The sequence below is a fragment of the Streptomyces sp. NPDC005898 genome (assembly GCF_040629635.1).
Lineage (GTDB): Bacteria > Actinomycetota > Actinomycetes > Streptomycetales > Streptomycetaceae > Streptomyces.
This window is the reverse complement of the sequence record NZ_JBEXWC010000024.1, coordinates 1-16,438: the sequence shown is the minus strand read 5'-3', so window position 1 is coordinate 16,438 and position 16,438 is coordinate 1. Positions and strand designations below refer to the sequence as shown.

7 protein-coding genes, 2 tRNA genes and 2 pseudogenes are annotated in these 16,438 nt (G+C 75.1%); 2 read left to right on the top strand and 9 right to left on the bottom strand.

The genetic code is table 11. The features are described from left to right. Positions 1–38: 38 nt before the first annotated feature. The 8 genes and pseudogenes from ABZ385_RS26450 to ABZ385_RS26415 all read right to left on the bottom strand — a co-directional run bounded on the left by ABZ385_RS26450 (position 39) and on the right by ABZ385_RS26415 (position 9,232). Positions 39–1,541, bottom strand: coding sequence for a DHA2 family efflux MFS transporter permease subunit (locus ABZ385_RS26450; protein WP_358913547.1), 1,503 nt, complete (start codon positions 1,539–1,541; stop codon positions 39–41). Positions 1,542–1,650: 109 nt separating this feature from the next. Next, the gene (locus ABZ385_RS26445; RefSeq protein ID WP_358913546.1) at positions 1,651–3,849 is read right to left on the bottom strand and encodes a glycosyltransferase family 39 protein; all 2,199 of its coding nucleotides are present in this window, start codon (positions 3,847–3,849) and stop codon (positions 1,651–1,653) included. After that, entirely contained in the window at positions 3,846–5,156 is a 1,311-nt protein-coding gene (locus ABZ385_RS26440; RefSeq protein WP_358913545.1) for a bifunctional glycosyltransferase family 2/GtrA family protein, read from the bottom strand. The genes ABZ385_RS26445 and ABZ385_RS26440 overlap by 4 nt, the downstream gene beginning before the upstream one ends. 107 nt (positions 5,157–5,263) lie before the next feature. Further along, positions 5,264–6,895, bottom strand: coding sequence for a HAMP domain-containing sensor histidine kinase (locus ABZ385_RS26435; protein WP_358913544.1), 1,632 nt, complete (start codon positions 6,893–6,895; stop codon positions 5,264–5,266). Positions 6,896–6,960: 65 nt separating this feature from the next. Continuing rightward, a pseudogene (locus tag ABZ385_RS26430) lies at positions 6,961–7,698 on the bottom strand (response regulator transcription factor); the annotation flags it as partial. Positions 7,699–7,856: 158 nt separating this feature from the next. Next, positions 7,857–8,747, bottom strand: coding sequence for a DUF2797 domain-containing protein (locus tag ABZ385_RS26425; RefSeq protein WP_358913543.1), 891 nt, complete (start codon positions 8,745–8,747; stop codon positions 7,857–7,859). A 78-nt stretch (positions 8,748–8,825) separates the two neighbouring features. Then, positions 8,826–8,898: transfer RNA gene (locus ABZ385_RS26420), tRNA-Arg, on the bottom strand. A gap of 243 nt (positions 8,899–9,141) precedes the next feature. Then, a tRNA-Ser gene (locus tag ABZ385_RS26415) sits at positions 9,142–9,232 on the bottom strand. 235 nt (positions 9,233–9,467) lie between these two features. Here ABZ385_RS26415 and ABZ385_RS26410 point away from each other — a divergent pair. Beyond that, on the top strand, positions 9,468–9,887 hold the full coding sequence (locus tag ABZ385_RS26410) for an SSI family serine proteinase inhibitor (RefSeq protein ID WP_358589916.1): 420 nt from the start codon (positions 9,468–9,470) through the stop codon (positions 9,885–9,887). Between the two features lie 263 nt (positions 9,888–10,150). Continuing rightward, complete coding sequence (locus tag ABZ385_RS26405) at positions 10,151–15,319, top strand: PAS domain-containing protein (RefSeq protein WP_358913541.1); 5,169 nt, start codon at positions 10,151–10,153, stop codon at positions 15,317–15,319. 72 nt (positions 15,320–15,391) lie between these two features. Here ABZ385_RS26405 and ABZ385_RS26400 read toward each other — a convergent pair. Beyond that, positions 15,392–16,348: pseudogene (locus ABZ385_RS26400) on the bottom strand (AMP-binding protein); the annotation flags it as partial. Positions 16,349–16,438 lie beyond the last annotated feature (90 nt).

Here is a 16,438-nt window from a genome sequence, read left to right as displayed (position 1 = left end):
ACGAACCGGAACCCAGTGGTCCGCCCCTCCCCCCGATGCTATGCCGACGCCGTCCCCCGCGAGTCCGCCCGCTCCACCCTGCGCAGCAACGCGGCGGCCACGACCCCGCCGAGGAACACCGCGGCGGCGCCCACCAGCTGGCTCGTCTCCAGCCCCGAGGCGAACGCGTCGGCGATCCGCTCCCGCTCGCCCGCCGACTTCGCCGCCGCCATCGCCGCGGGGAAGGACGCCGCGGAGACCGCCACCAGCGAGGCGAAACGGGAGTTGAGGACCGCGCCGAGGACGGCGACGCCGAGGCCGTTGCCGAACTCCGCGAGCGTGCCGTTGACGCCCGCGCCCACGCCCGCCTTCTCCAGCGGGATGGCGCTCATGATGGCGTTGGCCATGGCGGGCATGGCGAAGCCGATGCCCGCGCCCATGAGGATGAGCCCGGCCAGCATGCCTCCGTAGTTGTCGCCGCCGAGCAGCGCTATCGCCAGGAGACCGGCGGCGATGGCGCTCATGCCGGCCAGGATCGTGGTGGGCGTGCCCAGCTTGGTGTGCAGTTTCGCGCCGAGGCCGGACAGGTTCAGGGCCACGATGGTCACCGCGAGCGGCGCCGTCCGCACGCCCGCCTCCAACGGCTCGTACCCGAGGACGAACTGGAGGTGCTGGGTGAGGAGGAAGAGCGATCCGCTGAGCCCGAACGCGACGAGGACCGAGCCCGCCACCGCGCCGATGAACCGCTGGTTCTGGAAGAAGTGCATGTCCAGCATCGGGTACGGGATGCGCAGCTCCCAGAGCACGAACGCGCCGAGGACCAGCACGCCGACGGCCGCGGCGACCAGCACGTGCGACGACGTCCAGCCGTGCTCGGGCCCGGAGATGATCGCGTAGACCACCGAGGCCATGCCGATCGTCGACAGCAGCGCGCCGAGCAGGTCGGGCCGGTCGCCCCGGGGGTTCTTGGACTCGGGCACCATCTTGGCGACCGCGAGCAGGCCGAGCACCGCCACGGGGACGTTGATCAGGAAGATCGAGCCCCACCAGAAGTGGTTCAGCATGAAGCCGCCGAGCAGCGGTCCGACCGCGAAGCCGAGGGAGCTGATGGTCGACCAGACGCCGATCGCCTTGACGCGCTCGGTGTCGTCGAATATCTGTACGACGACCGCGAGCGTGGTGGTCATCAGGAGCGCACCGCCGACGCCCATGCCCGCGCGGGCGGCGATGAGCTGCCCGGAGGACTGCGCGAAGGCGGCGACGAAGGAGCCGGCGCCGAAGAGCGCGAGGCCCGCCAGGAGCAACTTCTTGCGGCCGTAGCGGTCGGCGGAGCTGCCCGCGGTGAGCAGCAGCCCGGACTGCACGAGCGAGTACGCGTTGATCATCCACTGGATGTCGGAGGTGGACGCGTCCAGCTCCCGGGTGAGGGAGGGGATCGCGACGCTCAGGACGGTGTTGTCGAGCAGCACCACCAGCTGGGCGAGGCAGACGACGCCGAGGATCAGCCAGCGCTGCGGGTGCCGGGGTGGGGCGGCCGAGGACTCGGCGGTCGTCGCCGTCATGCGGGGCTCCTGGGTGGGCTCTACGGTGTACGGGACGTCGTTCCCGTACACCGTAGAGCAGTTCCCATACGTCGTACAAGGCAATAGGCGGGACCTGCCGCGCCCGGCGCTATTTCCTCGGCCGCGTCAGGTCGTAGAAGGTCGCGTCGCCCGCCGTCACCTTCGTGAAGGTCGCCTTGACCCACGAGGTGATCGCGGCGGAGGTGCCGGCGCCGCCGGGGCCTCCCGTGCGGCCGGTGCCGCCCGTACCGCCTGTGCCGCCCGTACCGCCTGTGCCGCCCGTGCCGCTTGCGATGAAGTAGTGGATCTCGCCGTCCGCCACGTACCGCTTGAACCGCGCGAGGGTCGGGGACGGGTCGCTGCCGTTGAATCCGCCGATCGCCATCACCGGGTCGCCCGTGGCCAGTTGGTGGCCGGCCGCGTTCTGGGAGCCGACGGCCGCGGCGACCCAGGTGTAGGCGTCCGCGTCCACTGCCAGGAGCTTCTTCGCCCGGGCGGAGACGTGGGCGCCGTTCAGCAGACCGCCCATGGCACCGGCCCCGCCACCGCCCCGGCCCGCGCCGAAAGCGGCCCCGGCTCCGGCTCCGGCTCCCGCTCCGGGAAAGCCGGTCGGCGGGCCGGTCTGTCCCGGCGCGGCGCCACCGCCCACCCCTCCGGGGGCCTGCGCCCCGCCGTCGGGGTGGCGCAGGGCACCCCGGCCGGCCTTGCCGTCACCCCCCGGGCCGTTCCCGACCTGTCCCGGCCGGGGCATCGCGCCGCCCGCGAGGCCCTCGCCGCCCCGGCCTCCGCCGGGCCCGCCGCCCGGACCGCCCCGGCCCGCCGATGCCGGGCCCGCCGTCACGATCGAGCCCGTGTGCGCGCGGCCCACGGTGGACAGCGTGTACGCGACCGGGCCCGCCAGGGACGCCGCGAGGGCGAGGCCCGACGTTGCGAGGGTGAGCCGGCGGTCGAGCCGTGCGGCGCACAGCAGACCCACCGCCCCGGCGATCCCGGCCGCCGACACCGCCCACCGCAGCCACGGCACGTACTCCGGGGTCCGGCCCAGCAGGACGTACGCCCAGCCGGCGGTCCCGGCGACCGTCGCGCCGAGCACCCCGCGCGCCCACCATGAGCCCCGCTCCTCCCACAGGACCGTCGCCCCCATGCCGACGAGCGCCGCGAGGTACGGCGCGAGCGCCACCGTGTAGTACTGGTGGAAGATCCCGGCCATGAAGCTGAAGACCCCGGCGGTCACGAGCAGCGCGCCGCCCCACACGGCGAACGCGGCCCGCGCGGTGTCCGTGCGGCGCGCCCCCCGCGTGAGGACGAGCCCCGCCACGAGCAGGACGAGCGCGGCGGGCAGCAGCCACGCGATCTGCCCGCCGGTCTCGGTGGCGAACATCCGACCGATGCCGGTCTCGCCCCACCGGCCGCTGCCCCCGCCGCCGCCGACGCTGCCGGTCTCCTCGCCGTTGAGCCGGCCGAGGCCGTTGTAGCCGAAGGTCAGTTCCAGGAAGGAGTTGTGCTGCGAGCCGCCGATGTAGGGCCGCGAGTCCGCCGGCCACAGCTCGACGACGGCGACCCACCAGCCGCCCGTGACGACCACCGCCAGCGCCGCCAGGGCGAGTTGTCCGAGGCGCCTGCGCAGCCGCACCGGCGCGCACACCGCGTACACGAGGGCAAGCGGCGGCAGGATCACGAACGCCTGGAGCGTCTTCGTCAGGAAGCCGAGGCCCACCGCGACACCCGCCCACACCAGCCACTTCGTACGTCCCCGCGCCAGCGCGCGCAGGACGCAGTACACCGTGACGGTCATGAGCAGGGCGAGCAGCGCGTCCGGGTTGTTGAAGCGGAACATCAGCGCGGCGACCGGCGTCAGCGCGAGCACCGCGCCCGCGATCAGCCCGGCCGCCGGACCGAACCGCCGCCGCACGGCCGCGTACAGCACGCCGACCGTCGCGACCCCCATCAGGACCTGCGGCACCAGGACGGCCCACGGGCCGAGGCCGAAGAGGCGCACGGAGAGCGCCATCGGCCACAGCGCGGCCGGGGGCTTGTCGACGGTGATGGCGTTGCCCGCGTCGAGCGAGCCGAAGAAGAGGGCCTTCCCGCTCTGGCTGCCGGCCTGGACGGCGGCGGAGTAGAAGGAGTTGGCGTAGCCGGACGCGCTGAGGTTCCAGAGGTAGAGGAGTGCCGTCGCGAGCAGCAGAGCGAGCAGCGCCGGACGCGCCCAGCGGGGATCGTCGGGCCGCCCCCGCCACAGCGCGGCCCGGCGGGACGGCCGCACGCCGGTAGCCGTGGTCGTGGACAGGGGCGTGGTCGCGCTCATCGGCCGTTCCTCGATTCGTCCGCGGAGGCGGGGTTCATGTCGTCCCTGGGGGCGGCGGTGTGGGTGTCGTACGAGGCCGGGAACACCCAGGCGCGCAGCAGGAGGAACCGCAGGACGGTCGCCGCGAGGTTCGCCGCGATCAGGACCGCCAGTTCCGTGGAGTGCGCCGGGTCGCCCGTGGCCGCGCCGAGCGCCGCCAGGGAGCCGCTGGTCAGGGCGAGGCCGATGCCGAGCACGACGAGGCCCTGCGCCTGGTGGCGGACCGCCCGCGCCCGGCCGCGCACCCCGAAGGTGAGCCTCCGGTTCGCCGCCGTGTTGGCGACCGCCGACACCAGCAGGGCGAGCGCGTTGGCGGCCTGCGCCCCCGTGAACGTACGGAAGCCGCTGTAGAGCAGCAGGTAGAAGAGGGTCGACAGCGCGCCGACCACGCAGAAACCGACCAGCTGACGGGCGAGGCCGCCGGGCACGCCGCTCAGCCGCCGGTCCCGGGGGTCGTCCCCGAAGGGGCGCGCGAGCCGGTCGAGCGGCAGCGCGCCGACCGCGAGCGCCCGGCCGACCCGCCACACCCCCTTGAGGTCGTCCACGGCCGTCCGCACCAGGCGCACGGTCGAGCGGGGATCGTCGACCCAGTCGACCGGCACCTCGTGGATGCGCAGCCCGGCCCGCTCGGCCAGCACCAGCAGCTCGGTGTCGAAGAACCACCCGGTGTCCTCCACCAGCGGCAGCAGCACCCGGGCCACCTCGCCGCGGATCGCCTTGAACCCGCACTGGGCGTCGGAGAAGCGGGCGTGCAGGGAGCCGCGCAGGATGAGGTTGTACGCCCGGGAGATGAACTCCCGCTTGGGCCCGCGCACCACCCGCGAACCGCCCGCGAGCCGCGAGCCGATCGCCAGGTCCGAGTGACCGGAGATCAGCGGGGCGACCAGCGGCAGCAGCGCGTTGAGGTCGGTGGAGAGGTCCACGTCCATGTACGCGAGGACCGGCGCGTCGGAGGCGGACCAGACGGCGCGCAGCGCCCGGCCGCGCCCCTTGCGCTCGAGCCGGACGTGCCGCACCTGGCGCACCTCGGCGCTCAGTTCGGCGGCGATGCGCGGGGTGGCGTCCGTGGAGGCGTTGTCGGCGATGGTGACGCGGAAGGGGTAGGGGAAGGTGCGGACGAGGTGCTCGCGCAGCCGCAGCACGCACCGCCGCAGGTCCTTCTCCTCGTTGTGGACGGGGATCACGACGTCCAGGACCGGCGTGTCGCGCAGGCCGGCGGGAAGGTGCTCCCGCGCCGGCAGGGCCCCCGGGAGAGAGTCGGTTCGCATACGGACGACCCTCGCGAGCCGTCCTGTCAGGGCTGTGTGGCGAGGCTGTGGCCCGACTGTGAGACGGGCGGGTGAGGCGGCCGGGTGAGGCGGCCGGGGGCCGACGATCAGGCCGGCGGGGCGACCGAGCGTGTGACCGGCGGGGAGGCCGAGCGGGTGACCGGCGGGGAAGCCGGCGCGGAGACCGCCTCCGGTGCGGGTGCGGCGGGCAGGGAGACGGTGAACACCGTGCGCCCCGGCGCGCTCTCCACGCCGACCTCACCGCCGTGCGCGTTCACGAGGGCGCGTACGAGGGCCAGGCCGAGGCCCGTCGAGCCCGCCCGGCGCGAGCGCGAGGCGTCGCCCCGGGAGAAGCGTTCGAAGACGCGGGGCACGAGGGTGGGCGGGATGCCGGGCCCGTCGTCCTGGACCTCCAGGCGCACGCGCGGCCCCTCCCGGCGCACCCGGGCGGTGACCGTCGTACCGGGCGGGGTGTGGACGCGGGCGTTGGCCAGGAGGTTGACGACGACCTGGTGGAGCCGGTCGGTGTCGGCGCGGACCAGGGCGGGTGCCTCGGGGCCGGGCAGTTCGAGGCGCCAGTGGTGGCCGGGCCCGGCGGCACGGGCGTCACCGACGGCGTCGACGACGAGCGCCGCCAGGTCGCCGGTGCGGCACGACAGCGGGCGCACGCCCCCGCCGCCCGCGAGCCCCGCGCTCTCCTGCTGCTCGGCGTCGAGCCGCGCGAGGAGCAGCAGGTCCTCGACGAGCCCGGTCATCCGCTCGGCCTCGGACTCGATGCGGCCGAGCGCGTGCCGCGTGTCGGGCCCGGTGGACTCCGGCCCCCGGCGCGTCAGTTCGGCGTACCCGCGGATGGAGGCGAGCGGTGTCCGCAGCTCGTGGCCGGCGTCCGCGACGAACTGCCGTACGCGTGTCTCGCTGCGCTGGCGGGCGTCGAGCGCGGAGTGCACGTGGTCCAGCAGGCGGTTGAGCGCGGCGCCCACCTGGCCCACCTCGGTGTGCGGGTCGGCGTCGGGGACACGTTCGTGGAGGGCCACCTCGCCGCTGTGGAGAGGGAGTTGGGCGACCCGGGTCGCGGTGCCCGCGATGCGGCGCAACGGGCGCAGCGCGACGCCGACCAGGGCGGCGCCGGCGAGCGAGGCGGCGGCCAGGCCCGCCGCGGTGACGCTGACCTCGACGACGACCAGGGTGTTCAGGGTGGTGCGCACCTTGGCGGTGGGGATGCCGACCAGGAAGGAGCCGTTGCCCCCAGTCGTGTACGTCACGCGGTACTCGCCGAGGCCCGGGACGTCGACGGAGTGCGGTCGCTGGTCCCGGGGCACGGCGGCGAGCGCCTCCTTCTGGCCCGCGTCCAGGCCCGTCGCGACCGGCAGCGTACTGTCGCCGGCGCTGTCCGCCTCGGTACTGACCAGGGCGCGTCCCACCGAACCGCCGGCCACCTCGGCGCCGATGGTGCCGATCTCCTGCGGGCCGCGCGTGACGAACTCCAGCGGATCGCTCCGCGGCCCGCCGCCGAACCCCGCGGGCCGCTCGGCCCCGGGCCCGCCCGGCGGCCCGGCCGCCCGCTTCGCGACCGCGCCGAGCGCGCCGTCCAGCTGCTCGTACAGGTGGGAGCGCAGGGCGATGGTGGTGACGGTCCCGATCACCGCGCAGACGACGGCGATGAGCGCGACGGCGGAGAGGACGAGCCGGGTGCGCAGCGTGCGCGCCCGGGGCCGCCGGCGCCAGGGCCCGCCTCTCACGAAGGCAGGGGCGAGGGCGCGGGCCTCGTGGGCGCGGTCGACACCGGGGTCGCGGGGGCGGGGGCGGACGCGGCCGGTTTGATCAGGTACCCGGCCCCGCGCCGCGTATGGATCATCGGCTCCCGCCCGGCGTCGATCTTCCTGCGGAGATACGAGATGTAGAGCTCGACGACGTTGGCCTGGCCGCCGAAGTCGTAGTTCCACACGCGGTCGAGGATCTGCGCCTTGCTCAGCACGCGCCGCGGATTGCGCATGAGATAGCGCAGCAGCTCGAACTCGGTGGCGGTCAGATGGATGGACTCCCCGCCGCGCGTCACCTCGTGGCTGTCCTCGTCCAGGGTGAGGTCCCCCACCGCGAGCACGGACGCGCCGCGCTTGTCCGCGGCCCCGGCCCGCCGGATGAGCCCGCGCAGCCGCGCCACCACCTCCTCCAGGCTGAAGGGCTTGGTGACGTAGTCGTCGCCGCCGGCGGTGAGCCCGGCGATGCGGTCCTCCACCGCGTCCTTCGCGGTGAGGAACAGCACCGGCACGTCCGGCAGTTCCCGGCGCAGCCTGCCGAGCAGGGAGAGGCCGTCCATGTCGGGCAGCATCATGTCCAGCACCACGGCGTCGGGCCGGAACGCGCGCGCGGCCCGCACCGCGCCGGCGCCGTCCGCCGCGCTGCGGATCTGCCAGCCCTCGTAGCGCAGGGCCATGGACATCAGCTCGGTGAGAGACGCCTCGTCGTCCACCACGAGTACGCGGACGGGGCTCCCGTCCGGCCGGAGCAGTTCGGTGCGCGCCTGGGGCGAGGTCGTGGTCATGCCCCGAGGGTGGGCCACGCCCCTGAGAGCACTCTTGCGCGAACCTGTGAATCACCTGAGAAACGGCACGGGCGCTCGGCCCGGCACAGCGAGGCATGGCGACACACGACACGACCCGGCGAGGCGCGGCGCGGCGCGAAACAGCGAGGCGAGGCGTCTCAGAAGAGCCCCTCCTGCTCGGCGGTGCCGTCCGTCGGCCCCGGCCCCCGGCCGCCCAGCGGCTGGACCGGCACCGTCACGGACGCCCCCGCGTCGGCCCCCGTCAGCTGCCACCCCACGAGCACCCGCGTGTCGAGGACGAGTACGCCCCCGCCCGCGACCTCCAGATGCAGATCGGGCCCGGCCGCCGCGACCAGCCGCCCGGCGACGATCCCGCCGTCGGCCACCTCCCCCACGACGCCCTCGGCGGCCCCGCTCCCCGGCGCCCCGAGCCCGAAGGCCTCCGCGTGATCGACGGCCTCGAACGCCACCCGCTCCAACGTCTCGGCCCACCCCGCGAGCGCGGCGGCCCGCTCGTACAGCCCCGCCAACTCCCCCACCCGTTCGGCCCACCCGGGCAGCGCCCCCCGGACCTCCCGTTTACGCGCGTACGGCACCCGGTCCGGCACCCCGAGCGCGGACCGCAGCAACTCCTCCGTGCGGCGGGCCGCCATCAACGGGCCGCGCCCCAGCCAGCAGAACGCCACGGCCCCCTGTTCGAGGAGCCGCACCGCGCCCCGCTCCTGCGCGGTGATCCCGACCTTGACCAGCCCGGGCCCGAACCACGCGAGATACACCCGGTACGTGCGCGGATCGTCCGGCACCCCATCCGCCGCCACGGAGAACGCCCGGTCGAGCCGCGCGCACTCGGGGCACCGCGCCTGCGTGGCCCGCGCCGGCACGACGGCCCGCACAGGACATGGATTCCCCCGCGCCCCCACGCACCACCGCTCCCCCACGGCCCGGAACCCGATGGCCCGCCCGTACGCGAGCGCACTGCTCCGCCCACCCGCCCACCGCAGCACGGGCCCGCCCCCCGACCACCCGAGCCCCGCGCAACGCCACTCCATCGCCGTACTCCTCGGTCCCGACCACGCAGAAACGACCAGAGGCCCCGACGGTTTCCCGTCGGGGCCTCTGGCCTGCTGTGCACTCGGCAGGATTCGAACCTGCAACCTTCTGATCCGTAGTCAGATGCTCTATCCGTTAAGCTACGAGTGCTTGTGCTTCCGGGGTTTTTTCTGCCCCGTCGGCGTTGCGAGAACAACATTACATGACCTGCGCCGTGAGGCGAAATCCGTTTCCCAAACCGCCTCTGAGCTGGGGAAACAGCCTTCCGGGCGCCGGGGCCGGCCCGCCGTGGGCCGTCCGGACGCGGCCGGGCCGCGTCCGGAAACGATCGAAGTCCCGTCGGAAACGACCGAAGCCCCGGTCGCGGACGACCGGGGCTTCGGGTTCACAGCGCGGAGGCGGAGGGATTTGAACCCTCGATGGGCTTTAAGGCCCAAACCGCATTAGCAGTGCGGCGCCATAGACCGGACTAGGCGACGCCTCCAGCTTGCACGTCCTGCGCGAGCGCGGGGGTGCGTGCAGATGATGACACAGCCAGGCGGCGTGTCACCAATCGCGTCCTCCACGGTACTAGCCGCGCGGCCCGCAGGGCAAAGCCGCCGCCCGGCCCGGCGGCCCGGCGGCGCCACCCCGCAACGTAAGGCGGCGAGCGGCGTTAAAGGCGGTGGACCGACCCCTCGGCCCGCCGTACCGCCGACCGACGAACCCGTGGAGCCCTCATGCTGCGCCGCCTCGTTCTCACCGCCGCCGCCTCCGCCGCCGCGCTCTCCGTCACGCCCGTCACCGCGCACGCCACCGACCACGCCGAGACGCCGGTGGACCGGCTGACGATCACCGTCTCCGACTCGGGGGGCGACGGCGAGGGAACGTACGAACTGAAGTGCCACCCCACGGGCGGCACGCATCCGGCCGCCGCCCAGGCGTGCGCCCGGCTGGACGAGGTCACCGTCTACGGCACCGACCCGTTCGCGCCGGTGGCGCCCGACGCGATGTGCACCATGCAGTACGGCGGTCCCGCCACCGCGCACATCAAGGGCACGTGGCAGGGCCGCCCCGTCGACGCGACGTACTCCCGTGCCGACGGCTGCGAGATCTCGCGCTGGGACCGCATGGCCCCCGTGCTGCCCCGCACCTCCTGAACACCCCCGCCGCGCGAGGACGAACGCCGCCCCACCGCGCGGGAACAAGGGGAGCGAGGACATGAGAAGAGGGGGAGCGACGCGTCCTCCCGTGACCTGGGCGGTACCGAAAACTCACAAGGTCTGCGTGCGACCTCCCTCTCATCCGGCGCCGCGCCGGCGACCGCGCCCCGTAGACTCCCTCCCGTGACACGCCACGGGCCGAGGGGCAAGATGGCCTGAGCGGGTCGGCAAGCAGCGGTAACCAGGGAGGAAGCGTCGTCGTGAGCAGCAGGCCATCCCGAGGCGCTGCTCGCCTCGCAGCCATACTCGACGCGCTCCCGGACGCCCTGGTGCTCGTCAACGCCAACGGCACCGTCGTGAACGCCAACGCCATCGCGCTGGAGGCCTTCGAGACGCCGGGCACCGCCCTCGTGGGACGCGGTCTGCTCGATCTGCTCCCGGAGTTCGACTCCCGGCTCATCCCCGGATCCATGCGGCGCCCGGACACCATCGACGAGCGCGGGCGCACCAAGCCCACCCGGATGACCGCCCGGCGCACGGACGGCACCGAGTTCCCCGTCGAGGTGACCAGCTCCCCGCTGGAGGACGGCAGGCACGCGTACGACGCCCACGGGTACACGGGCGACGAACTGCTCATGCTCGTCGTACGGGACCTTTCGGGCACCGTGGACACCGAGGCCGAACTCGCGCGCTCCCAGCGGCAGACGGAGATGATCCTGCGGGCCGCCGCCGAGGGCGTCGTCGGCACGGACACCGACGGCCGGGTCGTCCTCGTCAATCCGGCCGCCGCCCAGATACTGGGCTTCCGGGCGAGCGACCTCGGCGGGCGGGAACTGCATCCGCTGGTCCTGCACTCGCGCGCCGACGGCGAACCCTTCCCCTACGAGGAGTCCCCGCTCGCCGACACCCTCCGCTCCGGCCGCAAGCACCGCGTGCGCGGGCAGGTCCTGTGGTCCAAGAGCGGCGCCAAGGTCCCGGTCGACCTGACGACGTCACCGGTGCGCGACGGGGACCAACTGGTCGGCGCGGTGATGACGTTCACCGACCGCAGGCCCTACGACGAGCTGGCCGAGAAGCACGAGGCCGCCCTCAGCCGGCACGCGGAGGAACTGCGCGCGCTCACCGAACGGCACGCCGAGGAGATCAAGGCGGCGCAGGAGCGGCGCGCCGAGGAGATCAAGGCCGCCGAGGAGCAGCGGGCCGAGGAACTCGCCGCCGAGAAGGAGCGGTACGCCTCGCTCGCCGAGCGCGAGAAGGACCGCTTCGAGGAGCTGGCCGAGCGGGAGACGGCGCGGTACGAGGCACTGGCCGAGCGCGAGACGGCGCGGTACGAGGCGCTGTCCGCCCGGCACGAGCAGCTGCTCTCCGTCCTCGGCTCCTCCCTGCGCGGCCCCTTGGACGAGCTGCGCCGCGAACTCGCCGCGCTCGCCTCGGACGACGCGGGCCAGCTGTGGCCCGAGGCCAACCAGGTCCTGCACCACCTGTCCGCCGGGTACGCGCGGATGACGACGCTCGTCGACAACGTCCTCGGCTTCCAGCGGCTGGACGCGGGCGAGGAGCGGCTCTCCCTGACGACGGCCATGCTCGACGCGGTCGTCGCCGCCGGCGTGGAGGGCGCGGTCGAGCTGATCGGGCCGGGGCGGGCGCAGTTCGCCGTGCACGCGCCGCCGATGGAGATCGTGGTCGACGCCGAGCGGCTCGCCACGGCGCTGGCCCACCTCGTCGCGGACGTGGCGGGCATCGACGCGACGGGCAACACGCGCGCGGACGTCGGTGCCGTCACGGCGGGCGGTTACGTCGACTCGACCATCGTGGTGGCCGCCGCCCAGCGCGGCGAGGTCGTCCGCATCGAGGTGCGGGGACCCTACGCCGGCGGGGACCCGGTGCACGAGCCGATCGTGCGCGGCATCGTGCGCGCCCACGGAGGCGTACTCCAGACGCACGAGGTGCCGGGCACGAGCGGCAGCGCGTACGTCCTCGAAGTACCGGTCAGCGGCGGCTCCACGGAGAGCGCCGGTTCCGGGGCGAGCCCTACGGAGAGGGCCGGTTCCGGGGCGGTCGCGGTGCCCCAGCAGGCGGCGCCCGGCGCCGGGGGCGGGCGCCGGCGGGCTCGGCGTCCCTCGGTGGACTCGTTCCTGGAGAGCGGTGTTCCGGTTCCGGCGGCCCCCGGTGCCGCCGAGGTCACCGACGGCTCCGGTGGATCCGGCGGTACGGAGAGCGGGATGCCCGCCGCGACGTCCGGTACGGGGCGGCGCAGGGGACGGCGTGCGGCGGAGGCGGCCGCCGGTCCGGCTCCTGTCCCGGGGGCGGCCTCCGACCTGACTTCTGACGCTGCCTCCGCCCCTGCTCCCGGGCCTGCCTCGGGTTCCGCTGCCGGTTCTGCCGAGGGTTCCGCCCCCGAGGGCCGCGACGGCGACGCGGGACCTTCGGGCGGTACGGGGCGGCGGCGCGGGCGGCCGAGTGCCGCCGAGGGCTCCGTGATGACGGCGGCCGAACACGCGGCCGGGTCGGCGGCGTTGGGGCAGACCGTCCCGCCGCAGGGCGTTCCGGTCCCGGCGGCCGGGACGGGGCGCCGGGCACGGCGGGCGGGGGAGCAGCACGCGCTGCCCGCGCTGGCCTCGGGTCCGTCCGAGACGTACGGCGCCGCCCCCGGCGCGGAACTCGCCGCCGTGGAGTCCGGTCCCGGTGAGGCCGCGCGGCCCACGGGGCGGCGGGCTCGTCGCGCGCTGGCCGCCGCCAAGGAGCGGGCCGCCGCCGAGGAGACGACCAGCGGGCGTGTCTTCGCGCTGCCTCCGGCCGCGGCCGATCGCGTCCCCTCCGGCGCGGAGAGTGCCGCCCAGGAGCATGCCGCGCAGGTGCACGCCGTGCAGGAGCATGCCGTTCAGGCACACGCCGTGCAGGAGCATGCCGCGCAGGTGCGCGCCGCTCACGAGGCGGTGAGCCCGTTGGGCCACGCCGTGCTGAACCAGGGCGCGGTCGCCGCGGCCCAGGGTGTGGTGGACCAGGACCTCATCGGGCTCCGCCCGGGCACGGGTCTGGGCGAGGGGCAGGTTCCGGCCCCGGTTCCGGGACAGGTTTCGGTTCCGGGTCAGGGGCAGGGTCAGGTTCCCGTTCCGGGACAGGGGCAGGTTCCCGTTCCGGGGCAGGGGCAGGTTCCCGTTCCGGGACAGGGTCAGGGCCCAGGGCGGGTCCCCGTTCCGGGCCAGGGGCAGGTTCCGGGGCAGTCTCAGGGGCGCGGTGGCGTCGGCCACGCCGTGGTGAATCAGGCTCCCGCGCGCCAGGCGTCCGGGGCCCAGGGCGCGCCTCAGGGCCACGTCGATGCGGGCGGCGCCGTGGGACCGACGCACCCGGCTGCTCCGGCTCCTCCGGGTGTCCCGGGCACCGGGCAGCACGGCGGCACGGCTCCGCAGGGTCCGGCACCTCATGGCGGCCCCGTTCCGCAGGGTTCTGCCCCGCACGGCGGCCCCGTACCGCAGAGCCCTGCCCCGCACGGCGGCCCCGTTCCGCAGGGCCCCCTTCCGCACAGCACTCCCGCGCACGGCACGGACGCGCGAGGTGCGGCTCCGCACGTAGCGGCCCCGCACGGAGCAGCCCAGCACGGCCGGGTTCCGCAAGGCACTCCCGCGCAGGGCACTTTCGCGCACGGCACTCCCGCTCACGGCACGGCCCCGCAGGCACCCGTCGCGCCCGGCGCCACGCCCGGTGCGGCGCCCGTCGGCGCGGGCGAGGACCAGACCCCGGCGCAGCCGCACCCCCTCCAGGCCCCGGCGGGCCGCCGCTCCCGCCGGCCGGTCGCCCCGCAGCCGCCGACTGCGGAGGGCCTCGCGGCCCCCACCGGCGCGGCGGCCCCGCAAACACCCCAGACACCCCAAACACCACAGACACCCCAAACACCACAGACCCCGCAGGCACCGCAGGCCCCGGCCGCCCCGCCCCGCCCCGCTCCGGGCACCCCCGGCACGCCCGCCCACGGCACCCCCGCCGCCCCCGGCGCCCAGCGCGGTCGCCGGGCCGCCGAGTCGGGGCCGCTGCCCGCGCCGCAGCCCTGGCCCGACGGCACGACGCCGCCCACCGGCGTGCCCGCGCAGGGCAACGCGCCCTCCCCCGGCACCCCCGCCCAGGGCGCTGGGACACCCCCCACGGACACCGCGCTGCCGCCCGAGCACGGCGCGCAGCCGAGGGCGGCCCAGCCGCTGCCCGCCGAGGCCGCACCCGGCGACCCCAACTCGACGCAGGGGCGTGCCTTCAGCGTGCGGACGCTCGGACAGGGCGTGCCGTTCGGCCGGCAGCTCCCCGAGCAGCAGCAGGGCCGTCCGACGGGCAACCCCCAGCCGCCGCAGCCGGATCAGGCCGCCGCAGGTGCCATGCCGCAGGCGCCGGGCCCCCTGGCCGCCCAAGAAGGCCCCGCCGCCCCGTCGCAGTCGCAGACCCTCGGCGGCTCCGGGCGTCGGCGCCGGCTGGCCACGCCCCCGGAGCCGGCGGGCGAGGACCGCCCCGAGAACGCTGCCCGGCCGCACCCGCAGCCGCACACCCCGCCCCCCGGGCACCCCCAGTCCCGGCTCGCCCCGCCGACGGAGGGCGCCGGACGCTCGTACGCGATAGGCGCTCCGGACCGGAACGCGGACGAGGGTCCGGAGCCGCTGGACGGCCCCGGCGGCGCGGTCGAGGTCGCGAACCGGCCCCAGCCCCGGCCGATGGACGACGAACTGCCGCCCGAGCCGCTGGACAACCCGCGCCGCCTCCTGGTGTGGCCCGCGCCCGACGTCACCACGCAGCAGGCGCTCAGCGACCGCGGATACCGTCCGGTGATCGTCCACTCGCGCGAGGAGGTCGACGCCCAGATCGCGGCGTTCCCCGCCGCGCTGTTCGTCGATCCGCTGACCGGGCCGATCACGCGCACGGCGTTGCAGTCGCTGCGCCAGGCCGCGGTGGCCGCCGAGGTGCCCGTGCTGGTCACGGCGGGACTCGGACAGGCGACGCGCGAGGCGGCGTACGGCGCCGACCCCGCCGTACTCCTGAAGGCCCTCGCGCCGCGCGACAGCGAGCAGCACCCGCCGCGGGTCCTGCTCATCGAGGAGCACGAGGAGATCGCGCTGGCCCTGACCGCCACGCTGGAGCGGCGGGGCATGCAGGTCGGGCGGGCCGCGAGCGACGCGGACGCCGTGGCGCTCGCGGCGCGGATGCGTCCCAACCTCGTGGTGATGGACCTGCTCCAGGTGCGCCGCCGCAGGGCCGGGATCATCGACTGGCTGCGCGCGAACGGGCAGCTGAACCGCACTCCGCTCGTCGTCTACACCGCCGCCGTCGACAAGACGGAGCTGCCGCGCCTCGCGGCCGGCGAGACGGTGCTCTTCCTCGCGGAGCGCTCCACGAGCACCGAGGTGCAGAGCCGCATCGTGGACCTGCTGGCGAAGATCGGCACCAACTGACGTACGCCGCGCAGGCGACGCACGTCGGTCGGTGGCGCGCCCCGGGGCCCCTGGCGCGCGGGACCCGGGGCGTCAGAGCCGTGTGACGTCCAGTTCCCCGGCGGCGTACTGCCTGCGCAGGACCTTCTTGTCGAACTTGCCGACGCTGGTCTTCGGGACGGCGGGGATGACCGCCCAGCGCTCGGGGAGCTGCCATTTGGCGACGCTGTCCGCGAGGAAGGCGCGCAGGCCCGCGTAGTCGGCGGTGGCGCCCTCCTTCAAGACGACGGTGGCGAGCGGGCGTTCGCCCCACTTCTCGTCGGGCACGGCCACCACCGCGGCCTCGGCGACGTCGGGGTGGGCCATCAGCGCGTTCTCCAGCTCGACCGAGGAGATCCACTCGCCGCCCGACTTGATGACGTCCTTCGCCCGGTCGGTGAGGGTCAGGAAGCCGTCGGAGCTGATCACGCCGACGTCACCGGTCTTCAGCCAGCCGTCCTCGCTGAACTTGTCCGCGGGCCGGTGGCTCTCGCCGCCCACCCCGCCGTAGTAGGCGCCCGCGATCCACGGACCGCGCACCTCCAGTTCACCGGCCGACTCGCCGTCCCAGGGCAGGTGTTCGCCCCCGGGGCCGACCAGGCGGGCCTCGACGGAGGCGGGGAAGCGGCCCTGCGTCAGCCGGTAGCCGAACTCCTCGTCGGTGCCGACCGCGTGCGCCGGCGGCCGGGCGATCGTGCCGAGCGGGGACGTCTCCGTCATGCCCCAGGCGTGGCACACGCGCATGCCGAGGGCGTCGAACGCCTTCATCAGGGACGGCGGACAGGCCGCGCCGCCGATGGTGACCTGCGTGAGGGAGCTGACGTCGCGCGGCTTCGCGGTCAGCTCGGCGAGCAGCCCCTGCCAGATGGTGGGGACGGCGGCGGCGTGGGTGGGCCGCACCGTCTCGATCATCTCGGCGAGCGGTGCGGGCTGCAGGAAGCGGTCCGGCATCAGCATGTTGACGCCGGTCATGAGGGTGGCGTGCGGGAGGCCCCACGCGTTCACATGGAACAGTGCGCCTAAAGGGGCAAATAAAAAACTGCTGGTCAGAACAGGGTTACGGCGTCGGCGCGGTCGTTGACCTCGGTCGGCTCGTCCTTG